9 protein-coding genes and 1 riboswitch are annotated in these 12240 nt (G+C 65.9%); of the genes, 3 read left to right on the forward strand and 6 right to left on the reverse strand.

What is annotated here, in order from left to right; translation table 11 throughout:
- Window positions 1–48: 48 nt before the first annotated feature.
- From recJ to RM190_RS17590, 3 genes are all read right to left on the reverse strand, one after another.
- Window positions 49–1794, reverse strand: coding sequence for a single-stranded-DNA-specific exonuclease RecJ (gene recJ, locus RM190_RS17580; protein WP_311760771.1), 1746 nt, complete (start codon window positions 1792–1794; stop codon window positions 49–51).
- Window positions 1795–1846: 52 nt separating this feature from the next.
- Entirely contained in the window at window positions 1847–2812 is a 966-nt protein-coding gene (gene glpX / locus RM190_RS17585; protein WP_311760772.1) for a class II fructose-bisphosphatase, read from the reverse strand.
- An 81-nt stretch (window positions 2813–2893) separates the two neighbouring features.
- Window positions 2894–3145, reverse strand: a complete 252-nt coding sequence (locus RM190_RS17590; protein ID WP_311760773.1) for a BolA family protein — start codon at window positions 3143–3145, stop codon at window positions 2894–2896.
- A 69-nt stretch (window positions 3146–3214) separates the two neighbouring features.
- On the opposite strand from RM190_RS17590, the gene RM190_RS17595 reads away from it, so the two are divergent.
- Window positions 3215–3841: a J domain-containing protein gene (locus RM190_RS17595; RefSeq protein WP_311760774.1), complete on the forward strand. Its 627-nt coding sequence runs from the start codon at window positions 3215–3217 to the stop codon at window positions 3839–3841.
- A 95-nt stretch (window positions 3842–3936) separates the two neighbouring features.
- Here the strand turns inward: RM190_RS17595 and metK are convergent, their stop codons facing one another.
- From metK to RM190_RS17610, 3 genes are all read right to left on the reverse strand, one after another.
- Window positions 3937–5103, reverse strand: a complete 1167-nt coding sequence (gene metK, locus RM190_RS17600; protein ID WP_311760775.1) for a methionine adenosyltransferase — start codon at window positions 5101–5103, stop codon at window positions 3937–3939.
- Window positions 5104–5109: 6 nt separating this feature from the next.
- Window positions 5110–5158: riboswitch (SAM-SAH riboswitch) on the reverse strand.
- A 15-nt stretch (window positions 5159–5173) separates the two neighbouring features.
- Window positions 5174–6709 carry an apolipoprotein N-acyltransferase gene (lnt, locus tag RM190_RS17605; protein WP_311760776.1) on the reverse strand — a complete coding sequence of 512 codons (1536 nt, stop codon included), beginning with the start codon at window positions 6707–6709 and terminating at the stop codon, window positions 5174–5176.
- 8 nt (window positions 6710–6717) lie between these two features.
- The gene (locus RM190_RS17610) at window positions 6718–8820 is read right to left on the reverse strand and encodes a DEAD/DEAH box helicase (protein ID WP_390908613.1); all 2103 of its coding nucleotides are present in this window, start codon (window positions 8818–8820) and stop codon (window positions 6718–6720) included.
- Between the two features lie 413 nt (window positions 8821–9233).
- Here RM190_RS17610 and argS point away from each other — a divergent pair, with 413 nt between their 5' ends.
- A complete protein-coding gene (gene argS / locus RM190_RS17615; RefSeq protein ID WP_311760777.1) occupies window positions 9234–10979 on the forward strand; it encodes an arginine--tRNA ligase in 1746 nt (581 codons plus the stop codon).
- 69 nt (window positions 10980–11048) lie between these two features.
- The gene (locus tag RM190_RS17620; protein WP_311760778.1) at window positions 11049–12239 is read left to right on the forward strand and encodes an SPOR domain-containing protein; all 1191 of its coding nucleotides are present in this window, start codon (window positions 11049–11051) and stop codon (window positions 12237–12239) included.
- Window position 12240 lies beyond the last annotated feature (1 nt).

Here is a 12240-nt window from a genome sequence, read left to right on the forward strand (position 1 = left end):
AAAAATGACCTTCTGGTGAAGTTTTTTACCGCAGCCTTGTTTCCTGCGTCAGACGACCGGCGCAGCATCGTCCAGCCGCAGCCTGACGCGTTCGCGCCCACCCCATTGCGACAGTTCCAGCTTGCCCGCCAGGTGAAAGCGCCGACCCTTGGCGCCCAGCAGGGCGGGACCAAGGGGGCCGGTCATCGCGCCCCAGGCCACTGCCTCGATCGGCTGGCTGCCGGGACTGCGAAAGCGCAGGCGCAGGTGGCTGTCGCCCATCGTGGAGGCGCTGTCGATCAGCTGGTCGGCAAAGGCGAAACGCGGCGCCGGAGCTGCCTGCCCGAAGGGACCGGCTCGTTCCAGCATATGCATCAGCTCGACAGTCGCGCCCGCAGGGTCGAGCAGGCCCGAAATCCGCAACTCTCCCGCTCCGGCGCGCTCGGACATCTCGCGGGCCAGAAGTTCGGACAGGCGTGCCATCGCGGCGGGAATCATCGCCTCTTCGATGGTCAGACCCGCGGCCATGGCGTGCCCGCCGCCTTTCAGCAGCAGCCCCTCGGTCGCCAGCCTCTGGATCGCCCGGCCAAGATCGACGCCGGGAACCGAGCGGGCCGAGCCCTTGCCGATGCCGCCTTCGATGCCGATCACGACCGAGGGCAGGCCAGTCGCTTCCTTGACGCGCGCGGCGACGATGCCGACGACACCGGGATGCCAGCCCTGATCCGCCGCCCATGCGACCAGCGAGTCGCTGCCCCGGGCTTCGATCTGGGCGAGCGCAGCTTCGCGCACGGCGGCCTCGATGGCGCGACGGTCGCGGTTCAGATCATCCAGCTGGGCTGCCAGTTGTTCGGCCTGGCGGCTGTCGGTACAGGACAGGCAAAGCGCGCCCAGATCGGCGCGACCGACGCGGCCCCCGGCGTTGATGCGCGGTCCCAGCAGGAACCCCAGGTGGAAGGCGCTGGGGGCGGAATCGAGCCGGGCGACGTCGGAAAGCGCCACCAGCCCCGGACGGCCACGCCGCGCCATGATGACCAGCCCCTGACGGACAAAGGCGCGGTTCACCCCTACCAGCGGCGCCACGTCCGCGACTGTGGCCAGCGCCACCAGGTCCAGCAGCCCGATCAGGTCGGGCTGCGCGTGGCCGGCATCGCGCAGCAGCCGGTTGCATTGCACCAGGGTCAGGAAGACCACGCCCGCCGCGCACAGGTGACCCAGGGCGCCGTCTTCGTCCACGCGGTTGGGGTTGACCACGGCCAGCACCGGAGGCAGCGTTTCGGCCCCCTGGTGGTGGTCCAGCACGACCACGTCGCGGGGGGCAGCGGCGGCCAGCGCCTCATGGCTGAGCGTACCGCAATCCACGCAGACGATCAGGGCGTGATCCCGCGCCAGCGCCGAGATGGCCGGGACGTTCGGGCCATAGCCTTCGTCGATGCGGTCGGGGATATAAAGCGTGGCCTGCTTGCCCAGCTGACGCAGCCAGTCGATCAGCAGTGCCGCGGAAGAGCCGCCGTCGACATCGTAATCGGCAAAGATCGCGATGCGCTGTCCCTTCAGGACGGCCTCGACGATGCGCGCGGCGGCCTTGTCCATGTCGCGCAGGACAAGGGGATCGGGCAGCAGGTCGCGCAGCTTCGGATCAAGAAAGGATTGCGCCTCGGGACCGGAAACCCCGCGCGAGGCGAGGATGCGGGTGACGGGCAGGGGCAACCGGCTTTCCTGCGCCAGCGCCTCGGCGGCCCGGTCAAGCTGGGCGTCGGGGCCGCGCCAGAATCGGCCGGTCAATGAGGATTCGACGGAAAGAAAGGCGGTCATGGGTTGCTTCATCCCCCATGACCGCCCTTCGTTCAAGTGCGCAGCGCGCCGATCACTTGATCGGGTTGCGATAGATCATGCGGCGGACCGATCCGGTTTTCGAACGCATCAGGATGGTTTCGGTCTGCAGGTAATGCGGCTCGCGCTTGACGCCGGCCACGATCGAACCATTGGTGACGCCGGTCGCGGCGAAGATCACGTCGGCGGTGACCAGTTCGTCACGCGAATAGATGCGGTCGAGATCGGTGATCCCGGCCTTGCGCGCGCGGCCCTTTTCATCCTCGTTGCGGAACAGCAGCTTGCCCCACATCTGGCCGCCCATGCATTTCAGCGCCGAAGCTGCCAGCACGCCCTCGGGTGCGCCGCCCGAACCCATGTACATGTCGATGCCGGTCAGTTCAGCCTCGGCGCAGTGGATGACGCCCGCGACGTCGCCATCGGTGATCAGGCGGATCGCGGCACCGGTCGAGCGGACCTCGGCGATCAGGTCCTCATGCCGGGGACGTTCAAGGATGCAGACCGTGATGTCGCCTTCGGTGACGCCGCGCGCCTTGGCCAGCGCCCGCACCCGCTCGGCCGGGGTCATGTCGAGGCTGACGATATCCTTGGCATAGCCCGGGCCGATTGCCAGCTTTTCCATGTAGACGTCGGGTGCGTGCAGCAGCGTGCCGCGCGGGGCCATGGCGATCACGGTCAGCGCGTTTGGCATGTCCTTGGCGGTCAACGTGGTGCCTTCCAGCGGATCCAGCGCGATGTCGACCTCGGGGCCTTCGCCGGTGCCGACTTCCTCGCCGATGTACAGCATCGGAGCCTCGTCCCGCTCGCCCTCGCCGATGACGACCACGCCCCTGATGTCCAGCATATTCAGCTGCTCGCGCATGGCGTTCACAGCGGCTTGGTCCGCAGCTTTTTCGTCGCCGCGGCCGATCAGACGGGCCGAGGCATGGGCGGCCGCCTCGCTGACGCGGGCCAGCCCCAGAGACAGCATCCGGTCGTTGAAATCCTTGGGCGATGTCATGCTGAAAGTCCTTGTGATTACGCTTTTCAAGGCTTCTACGCGGCGACTTTGAGGCGCCGCAAGGCTGTCTGCGCTAACGGTTCATCTTTCCGCCAGTTCAAGCGCGAGCGCGTGGATTCTGGGCACGATGTCGCCGAGGGTGCTGTGCACCAGGCGGTGGCGGGCAATGTGGGTCAGGCCCACGAAGCGCGGGCTGGCCATGCGGATTCGGAAATGCGTCTCGCCCCCCTCGCGCCAGCCGCCGTGGCCGCGATGCCCCTCGCTTTCGTCCAGCACCTCGAGACGGGTCGGTTCGAGTTGTTCCAGGCGGTTCTTCATCTCGTCGGCAATCATCCGCAATGCCCCTTTCATGTCGCGCGAAATAGCTTAGACTGCGTGTCCCGATCAGGACAAGGCAGGCAAATGAGCAATAGCGACCCGTTCGGCTTCGACATGTCAGCGGCCTCGGACAAGAAAAGACGGTCCAAGGGTCGTAGGGGCATGTCCGGCGCCTTCGAGACTTCGACACGCAGATGCGACAAGGAAGGGTGCAACGAGCCCGGCCAGTATCGTGCGCCGAAATCTCCGCGCAAGCTGGACGACTATTTCTGGTTCTGCAAGGACCACGTGCGCGAATACAACCTGAACTGGAACTACTTCCAGGGTCAGTCCGAAGCCGAGTTTCAGGAGTTCCTGGACAACGCGACGGTGTGGGAACGTCCGACCAAGCCGTTTGGCCGTGCGACTCAGGAACAGAAATGGGCGCGCCACGGCATCGACGATCCGCTGGAGATTTTGGGCGCCAACGGCACCAATCCCGAGGTTCGTGCCCGCGCGACCCGCAAGCTGCCCCCGACCGAACGGCGGGCACTGGAGATCCTTGAGGCCAAGGATAGCTGGACCCGCGCGGAAATCCGCAAGCAATACAAATCACTGGTGAAGGATCTTCACCCCGACATGAATGGCGGCGACCGCTCGGACGAGGAGCGTCTTCAGGAGGTCGTCTGGGCCTGGGATCAAGTCAAGGACAGCCGCAGCTTCAAGGATTGAAGACGGAAGCGGGGGCTATGCCCCCACGCGTCCCGCGCTCCCTCAGGATATTTCGGAAACAGTGAAGGCCGGGGGATGCCCCGGCCTTCGTGATTTCAGAGCCCGCGTTTCAGTGCCTCGGCCAGATCGGTGCGTTCCCACGAGAAGCCGCCATCGGCCTCGGGGGCGCGGCCGAAATGGCCATAGGCGGCCGTGCGGCGATAGATCGGGCGGCACAGATCCAGATGCTCGCGGATGCCGCGGGGCGTCAGGTCCATCGCCTGTGCGATCGCACGCTCGATCTCGGCCTCGGGGATCTCGCTGGTGCCGAAGGTATCGGCATAGATCGACAGGGGCTTTGCCACGCCGATCGCGTAGCTGAGCTGGATGACGCATTTCCGCGCCAGCCCGGCCGCGACCACGTTCTTGGCCAGATAGCGTGCGGCATAGGCGGCCGAACGGTCGACCTTGGTCGGATCCTTGCCCGAGAACGCGCCGCCGCCATGCGGGGCCGCGCCACCATAGGTGTCGACGATGATCTTGCGCCCGGTCAGGCCCGCGTCACCGTCAGGTCCGCCAATGACGAAGGTCCCGGTCGGGTTGACCCACCACTCGGTCTTCTCGGTCAGCCATTCGGCGGGCAGGACTTCGCGGATATAGGGCTCGACAATGGCGCGGATGTCGTCCGAGCTCTGGCTGACGTCCTTGTGCTGGTGCGAAAGGACCAGGCTGGTCACCTCGACCGGGCGGCCATTTTCATAGCGCAGGCTGATCTGGGACTTGGCGTCCGGCCCGAGCATGGGTTCGGCACCGGATTTCCGCGCCTCGGCAAGGCGGCGCAGGATGGCGTGGGAATACTGGATCGGCGCGGGCATCAGCTCGGGCGTCTCGTCCACGGCAAAACCGAACATGATGCCTTGGTCGCCGGCGCCGTCGCGATCGACGCCCTGGCTGATATGGGCGGATTGTTCATGCAGATAGTTGTGGACGTGGCAGGTGTTCCAGTGGAACTTTTCCTGCTCGTAGCCGATATCGCGGATGGTATCGCGGGCGATCTGGCCGATGCGGCCCATGTACTCGCCCAGCTTCTTCTGGTCGGTCAGGCCGATTTCGCCGCCGATCACGACCGTGCCGGTGGTGGCGAAGGTCTCGCAGGCGACGCGGGCGGCCGGGTCTTCGGCCAGAAGCGCGTCCAGCACCGCATCGGATACCTGGTCGCACAATTTGTCGGGATGCCCCTCGGACACGGATTCCGAGGTGAACACATAATTCTGTCTGGCCATTAGGAGTGCTCCGTTGGGATGACGCCGCCACGCCAGGAAGCCGTTGTGACGGTCAGAGATGACGGATAATTCAGCCCCTGGTGGCAGTCAACCGCCGACGCAGCGACAAGCCAAGCAGCGTGGCAATCGCGGCCAGCACTGTGGGCCAGTCGCCCCACCGCGTCCAGGGCGTGGGCGGCAGCGCGCCCGGCAGTGTCGCGTCGATCCTGCCAGCAAGGTCGAGGCCCATCGTGGCCCGAACACCGCCCCGCGCGTCGATGACCGCAGAGACGCCAGTATTCGCGGCCCGCATCAAGGGCAGTCCGCTTTCAATCGCGCGAAGCCGTGCCTGTGCCAAGTGCTGCCAGGGCCCGGACAGTTTGCCGAACCAGGCGTCGTTGGTCACCTGCAGCAGCCAAGCGGGGCGATCATCGCCTGCGATCAGGTGGCGCGAGAATACCGCCTCGTAGCAGATGAGCGGCTGGAAGGGCGGCAAGGTGCCAAGCTTCAGCACCTCGGGGCCGGTGCCCGGCGAATAGCCAAAGCCGTGCTGGGCGGCAAAGGCGCGGATGCCGAAACGCGCCATGACATCGCCCCAAGGCGTGTATTCTCCGAACGGGACCAGATGGAACTTGTCGTAGATGGGGCCGATCCCGGCCAGCGAAAACTCGGTCAGGCTGTTGAAGTAGCGCTCGCCCTCGGACCGCTGGATGCCCAGCACGACGGGCGCGCCGGCATAGGCCGCGATGTCCTGCGGCGCGCTGCCGGAATTGTCGAGCAGAAAGTTCACCGCCGTTTCCGGCCAGATCACCGCGTCTGGCGCGGGACGATCAGCGTCGCGGACGGCGGACAGTTCAAGCAGACGGCGGAAGAACACTTCGGACCAATAGGGATCCCATTTCAGCGCCTGCGTGGCGTTGGGCTGTACCAGCCGCAGGTGCAAGCCGGTATCGGGCGGCAGGGGCCGCGCCAGCCGGGCCATGCCGCCGGTCCATGCGGTCGCGATCAGCAGTGTGGACAGCACGGCTCCGGTCAAGGGGGCGCGCAACAGGGGGTGCTCTGGGCGGGAGAATACGCTGGGCATTGCCGCCGCCAGCATAGTCAGCGCGGACAGTCCGATTGATCCGAACGTGGCAGCCATCTGACCTGCCGGGGTCGGGATCCAGACATGCCCGGTCAGCGCCCAGGGCAGTCCGGTGAAGACCCAGCCGCGCATCCAGTCCGACAGGACCATCAACGCGGCAAAGGCCAGGGCCTGCCGATTGGGGCCCGTTGCGATCCTGGCGGAGAGATAGCCCGGCAGGGTCCAGAAGACTGCGCCACCCAAGGCCATGAAAAACAGCGCAAAGGGCGCCATCCAGCCATAGATATCGGGTTCGACCAGAAATGGCTCGACGATCCAGGACAGCGCCAGCGCAAATTGTCCGAATCCGGCCGCCAGCGCGTGCCAGGCGGCGCGACCGGGCGAGCGGGCATGTGCAACGCGCCAGCAAATCAGCGCCAGCGCGATGACGGTCACATACCACAGATCGAAGGGGGCCTGACCCAGCGCGGCTAGCGCGCCAAGGGCAAGGTCAAGGGCCAGCCCGCCAACAGACGGGCGGGCCCGGCATTTGTCGGCGGGCATGGCCGGGATCAGGACTCGGCCGAGGTGGCCGGTGCTGCAGGGGCGTGATCGGCCGGTTGCTCGGGGGCAACGGCGTCGGCCTTCCTGACCCGCTTGCGCGGAGCGCGGGGCTTTGCGGGAGCTGCTTCGACGGGCGCGGCCTCGGACGCTTCCGTCGCCACATCATCCGCGGCCTTGGCTTTTGCCTTGGGGCTGCGCGTGGTGGCCGTCTTGCGCGTTGCGGTGCGCCGCTTGGGCTTTTCAGCAGGCTCGGCAGCGGGGGCCTCGGCCGCGACCGGTTGGGCCTCTGGCGCGGGCTGCTCGGCTGCGACTGCTTCGGCTGGGGCTACGGGCGTTTCCGCGACGTCGGGCTTCTTGCGGCTGGTCCGAGGCTTGCGGGTCCGCGCGGGCTTTTCAGCGGTTTCCGCGATCGCCTCCGCGACGGGAGCCTTGGTCTCGACCGGAGCCTCGGTCACGACTTCAGCGGCCGGAGCGGGGACAACCGGAGCGGGTGCTGCCGGAATCTCGGCCACGGTGATGGGGATCTGGCGCGCTTCAACCGCAGGTGCGGTTTCGGCCACAGACTCGATGATCCGCGGGCGGAAGCTGCGCGTCATGAATTCGGGCATGTGGTCGCCCATTCCCATGATGGGCGAACGGTCGCCCCGACGATCTTCACGCCGGTCTTCGCGACGATCGTCGCGCCGGTGCTCGTGCGATTTCTCGGCGCGATGGTCGGCGCGGCTTTCCGGACGCTCACGACGTTCATCGCGGCGCTCTTCACGGCGGTGGTCGTCCCGACGTTCATCGCGGCGTTCTTCCCGCTGGCGGGGTTCACTGACGCTGGCTTCCGTGCGCACGTCTTCGGCATGGCTGCGCTGTTCACTGTCATCACGGCGGCCGCGACGGTCACGGGTGCGTTCGCGGCGCCCGTTCTCGCGTTGCGGGCGGGGTGCGGACTGGGCGGCAGCCGAAAGGGTAAAGCCTTCTGGCACGGCTGCGCGGGGCAGCTCCTGTTTCACCAGCGCTTCGATGGCGGCAAGGTACTTCCCGTCCATCGGAGTACCGATAGAGATTGCCGTACCCTTGCGGCCGGCACGGCCGGTCCGGCCGATGCGGTGGACATAATCCTCGGCATGGCTGGGCAAGTCGAAGTTGATGACATGGCTGACGGCCGGGATGTCCAGCCCACGGGCCGCCACGTCCGAAGCAACCAGGAAGCGCAGCTTGCCGTCGCGGAAATCGTCCAGCGTCGCCATGCGGTGGCGCTGGTCAAGGTCGCCGTGGATCGGCGCGGCATCGAAGCCGTGCGATTTCAGCGACTTCGCCACAATATCCACGTCGGTCTTGCGATTGCAGAAGATGATCGCGTTCTTCAACTCGTCACCTTCGGTGCGGATCAGGGCACGCAGCAGCTCTCGCTTCTGCTTGGCGGACTGGTCGCGGCGGGTCGGTTCGATCTCGACCAGCTTCTGCAGGATGGTTTCCGAGGTGGTCGCCTGGCGCGCAACCTCGATCCGTTCCGGCGTATGCAGGAAGGTGTCGGTGATTCGCTCAATCTCGGGCGCCATTGTGGCCGAGAAGAACAGCGTCTGGCGGGTAAAGGGCGTCAGTTGGAAGATGCGCTCGATATCCGGGATAAAGCCCATGTCGAGCATCCGGTCGGCTTCGTCCACGACCATGATCTGCACGCCGGTCAGCAGCAGCTTGCCGCGTTCGAAATGATCGAGCAGACGACCCGGGGTCGCGATCAGAACGTCGACGCCGCGATCGATCAGCTTGTCCTGTTCGTTGAAGCTGACGCCGCCGATCAGCAGCGCCTTGGTCAGCTTGGTGTGCTTGGCATAGATATCGAAGTTCTCGGCCACCTGGGCGGCCAGTTCGCGCGTCGGGCACAGGACAAGGCTGCGCGGCATGCGCGCCCGTGCCCGGCCACGGCCAAGCAGTGTGATCATCGGCAGCGTGAAGCTGGCGGTCTTGCCGGTCCCGGTCTGGGCGATGCCAAGGACGTCGCGCCCTTCCAGTGCGGGGGGAATCGCGCCCGCCTGGATCGGGGTCGGGGTTTCATACCCCGCCTCGGAAATGGCTTTCAGAACCTTGGGGTCCAGTTTCAGGTCGGAAAATTTTGTCATTCGGGGCTTTCGTCAATGTGCGCGACATTTGCCTGCGCGGGTCTTGCGTCCATGGCCACAGTCAAGCCCTGATCCAGATCGAAGGCCCGAAAACGGCAGGTCGGGACGCTGTCTCCGCACGCCCCTCGCCATGTCTGCCGGATGCAGACCGGTAGGGGCGTAGCCGAAAACGCGCGCGCCGTCAATCTGATCGCGGATTTTCCTTGACCGGTTCTTGCGAGGCTGGGGTTCCCCTTTCGAATCCCTGCGGAAAAACATATGGTTGGCAGGATGCGGATCGTCAATCCACCGTCCGGGCCACTGCGGTCGCCGACCTGAGCGCCTGAACCCGCCCGGAATGTCGTGCCGTGGCGCCGTGGTTGACTGCCCCCAAGGCCAGACGTTATCCCGCAGCGATCTTATGGATGGAAGCCATGAACCTCTTTTCGGATATCCGCGCGCTGGTGATCGATGCGCTGGCCCAGATGGAACAGGCGGGTGAGCTGCCCGCGGGACTTGAAACCGCCGCCGTGACGGTCGAGCCACCGCGAGACCCCGCCCATGGCGACATGGCGACGAACGCCGCCATGGTGCTGGCCAAGCCCGCCGGAAAGAAACCGCGAGAGATCGCCGAGGCACTGGCCGCGCGACTGGCGGCGGATCCGCGCATCATCGCCGCCGAGGTGGCGGGGCCGGGTTTCCTGAACCTGCGCCTTGCCGCGGGCGAATGGCAGCAGGTGCTGCGCGCTGCCCTGACCGAGGGGGGCGACTATGGCCGCTCGACCCTGGGGGCAGGGACCAGGATCAACGTCGAATTCGTCAGCGCCAACCCGACCGGCCCGATGCATGTGGGTCATACGCGGGGCGCGGTCTTTGGCGACGCGTTGGCGTCCCTGCTGGATTTCGCGGGCTATGACGTCACGCGCGAATACTACATCAACGACGGCGGCGCGCAGGTCGATGTGCTGGCGCGCTCCGCCTATGAACGCTACCGCGAGGCAAATGGGCTGGAGCCCGAAATCCGCGAAGGGCTTTATCCCGGCGACTACCTGATCCCGACGGGCGAGACGCTGAAGGCGAAATACGGCGACAGCCTGCTGGACAAGCCCGAAGCGGATTGGTTGGCCGAGGTGCGCGACTTTGCGACCGAAGCGATGATGGACATGATCCGGCAGGATCTGGCGCTGCTCAACGTCCATATGGACGTCTTCAGCAGCGAGAAGGCGCTTTATGGCACGGGCCGGATCGAGGCTGCCATCGATCGCCTGCGCGCGGCCGGCCTGATCTATGAAGGTGTGCTGGAGCCGCCCAAGGGCAAGACCCCCGAAGATTGGGAACCGCGCGAACAGACGCTGTTCCGCTCGACCACGCATGGCGACGATGTCGACCGCCCGGTCAAGAAATCCGATGGCAGCTGGACCTATTTCGCGCCCGACATCGCCTATCACTGGGACAAGATCGACCGTGGCTTCGATCAGTTGATCGACGTCTTCGGGGCGGATCACGGGGGCTATGTCAAGCGCATGACCGCAGCCGTTTCCGCGCTGTCGGACGGGCGTGTCCCGCTGGACGTCAAGCTGATCCAACTGGTCAAGCTGTTCAAGAACGGCGAACCCTTCAAGATGTCGAAGCGGGCAGGGACCTTCGTTACTCTGCGCGACGTGGTCGAGCAGGCGGGCGCGGATGTCACCCGTTTCCACATGCTGACGCGCAAGAACGATGCCGCATTGGATTTCGACTTCGACAAGGTGCTGGAGCAGTCCAAGGATAACCCGGTCTGGTATGTCCAATATGCCAGTGCGCGGATCAACTCGGTGCTGAAAAAGGCCGCCGAAATGGGGGTCGCGACGGACGACGCTGCGCTTTCCGGGGTCGATTTGTCCTTGCTGGACCACCCGGCCGAACTGGAAATGGCGCGGAAAGTGGCCGAATGGCCACGCACGGTCGAGATTGCGGCGCGCGCCCATGAACCGCACAGGATCGCGTTCTATCTGTATGATATCGCGTCGGAACTGCATTCGCTGTGGAATCGCGGCAATGACGAGACCGCTTTGCGCTTCGTCCAGGACGGCAATCCTGCCGCTACATCGGTGAAAATCGCACTTGCCCGCTCTGTCGGCGTTGTCATTTCGGCCGGTCTTGGTATCTTGGGGGTGACTCCGGCCAAAGAGATGCGCTGAAAACAGCGTCCTGCCGGGTGTCGAGCAGAGCAACGAGCAGATACCGGGCAAACCGGCAGGCAGGCAGGAATGGCAGTGGTAGACTTCCGCTCTGGCGGCTTTCAAGGCGCGCAGTCCAATCGGAATGCGCATGATTTTCCCTATGGAAACGGCCACGAGGGCGAGGACGAGACCTGGCACGCCGATGCCTGGAACGATGGGCGCTATGCCGAGGCCGATCCGAACATCTCGGATGAACCGGTTTCGCTGCTGCAGCGCCTTTCGCGAGTGACGCATTACCTTGGTGCACTGACCTCGGTCGGCCTGATGGTGATTCTGGCCGTCTGGGGCTTCAAGCTGGTGGTCCGCGACGTTTCAGGCGTTCCGGTCATCCGCGCGATCCAGGGCGAGGCCCGCACCGCGCCCGAGGATCCGGGCGGGGAGCTGACCGATCGCATCGGGCTGGCGGTCAATTCCGTCGCCGCCGGTGCCAAGACGGCCGAGCCCGAAAAGGTCGCAATCGCGCCGGCTCCGGTCCGGCTGGATGATCAGGACGTGGCGATGGGTCAGCTTGGCGCGACGGCGCAGGCGCCAGCCCGTCCCGTCGATCTGCCGCTCAGTGACGATACCCCACGTGTCATCCCGCTGCCCGATGGCGAAGCCGCGGCGGCCGCCGCTGCCGCTGCCGTCGAATCCACCGTCGAGCCGGATGCGGACGTGACCGAGGGGCTGATTTCGGACGCGCCCGCGACCGAAGCGCCCGTGAACGAGGCGCTGACCGATCTGGCCGGGCAGGAGACGCAGGACGTCGCTATCAACCAGGCTTTGGCCGAGGCGAATGCCAACGCAGCGACGACTGCGGCGGCGCCTTCGGTTGCGCAATCAACCCGGCCTTCGCCGCGGCCGCGCCGCGTGGCTGCCGCCGCTCCGGTGGCAGCCGCTGCGCCGGCCCCCGTAGTTGCGGCAACGCGCCCCGAAACCGCATCGAAACCCGCACCTGCCCCCGAAGCCGCGCCGGCCAAGGTTGCCTCGGGATCCGCAATGGTGCAGATCGGGGCCTTCGACAGCGACGCGCTGGCCAAGGGCGAATGGGAACGCGTTTCCGGCAAGTTCGGGTCGCTGTTCTCGGGCAAGTCACGCGTGGTGCAAGAGGCCCAAAGCGGTGGCCGGACGTTCTGGCGCCTGCGGGCTGGAGGCTTCGATTCCAAGGATGAGGCTCGGCGTTTCTGTGCTGCGCTGATCGCCCAAGGGGTCGACTGTATCCCCGCGACCGCGAAGTGAC

Origin of the sequence: Paracoccus broussonetiae (assembly GCF_031854425.1) — a bacterium.
Lineage (GTDB): Bacteria > Pseudomonadota > Alphaproteobacteria > Rhodobacterales > Rhodobacteraceae > Paracoccus > Paracoccus broussonetiae.

Coding starts and splice junctions, on each gene's coding strand:
- metK (WP_311760775.1), bottom strand. CDS start 5,103: ATGGCCAGACAGAATTATGTGTTCACCTCGGAATCCGTGTCCGAGGGG.
- RM190_RS17610 (WP_390908613.1), bottom strand. CDS start 8,820: ATGACAAAATTTTCCGACCTGAAACTGGACCCCAAGGTTCTGAAAGCC.
- RM190_RS17595 (WP_311760774.1), top strand. CDS start 3,215: ATGAGCAATAGCGACCCGTTCGGCTTCGACATGTCAGCGGCCTCGGAC.
- lnt (WP_311760776.1), bottom strand. CDS start 6,709: ATGCCCGCCGACAAATGCCGGGCCCGCCCGTCTGTTGGCGGGCTGGCC.
- argS (WP_311760777.1), top strand. CDS start 9,234: ATGAACCTCTTTTCGGATATCCGCGCGCTGGTGATCGATGCGCTGGCC.
- glpX (WP_311760772.1), bottom strand. CDS start 2,812: ATGACATCGCCCAAGGATTTCAACGACCGGATGCTGTCTCTGGGGCTG.
- recJ (WP_311760771.1), bottom strand. CDS start 1,794: ATGACCGCCTTTCTTTCCGTCGAATCCTCATTGACCGGCCGATTCTGG.
- RM190_RS17590 (WP_311760773.1), bottom strand. CDS start 3,145: ATGATTGCCGACGAGATGAAGAACCGCCTGGAACAACTCGAACCGACC.
- RM190_RS17620 (WP_311760778.1), top strand. CDS start 11,049: ATGGCAGTGGTAGACTTCCGCTCTGGCGGCTTTCAAGGCGCGCAGTCC.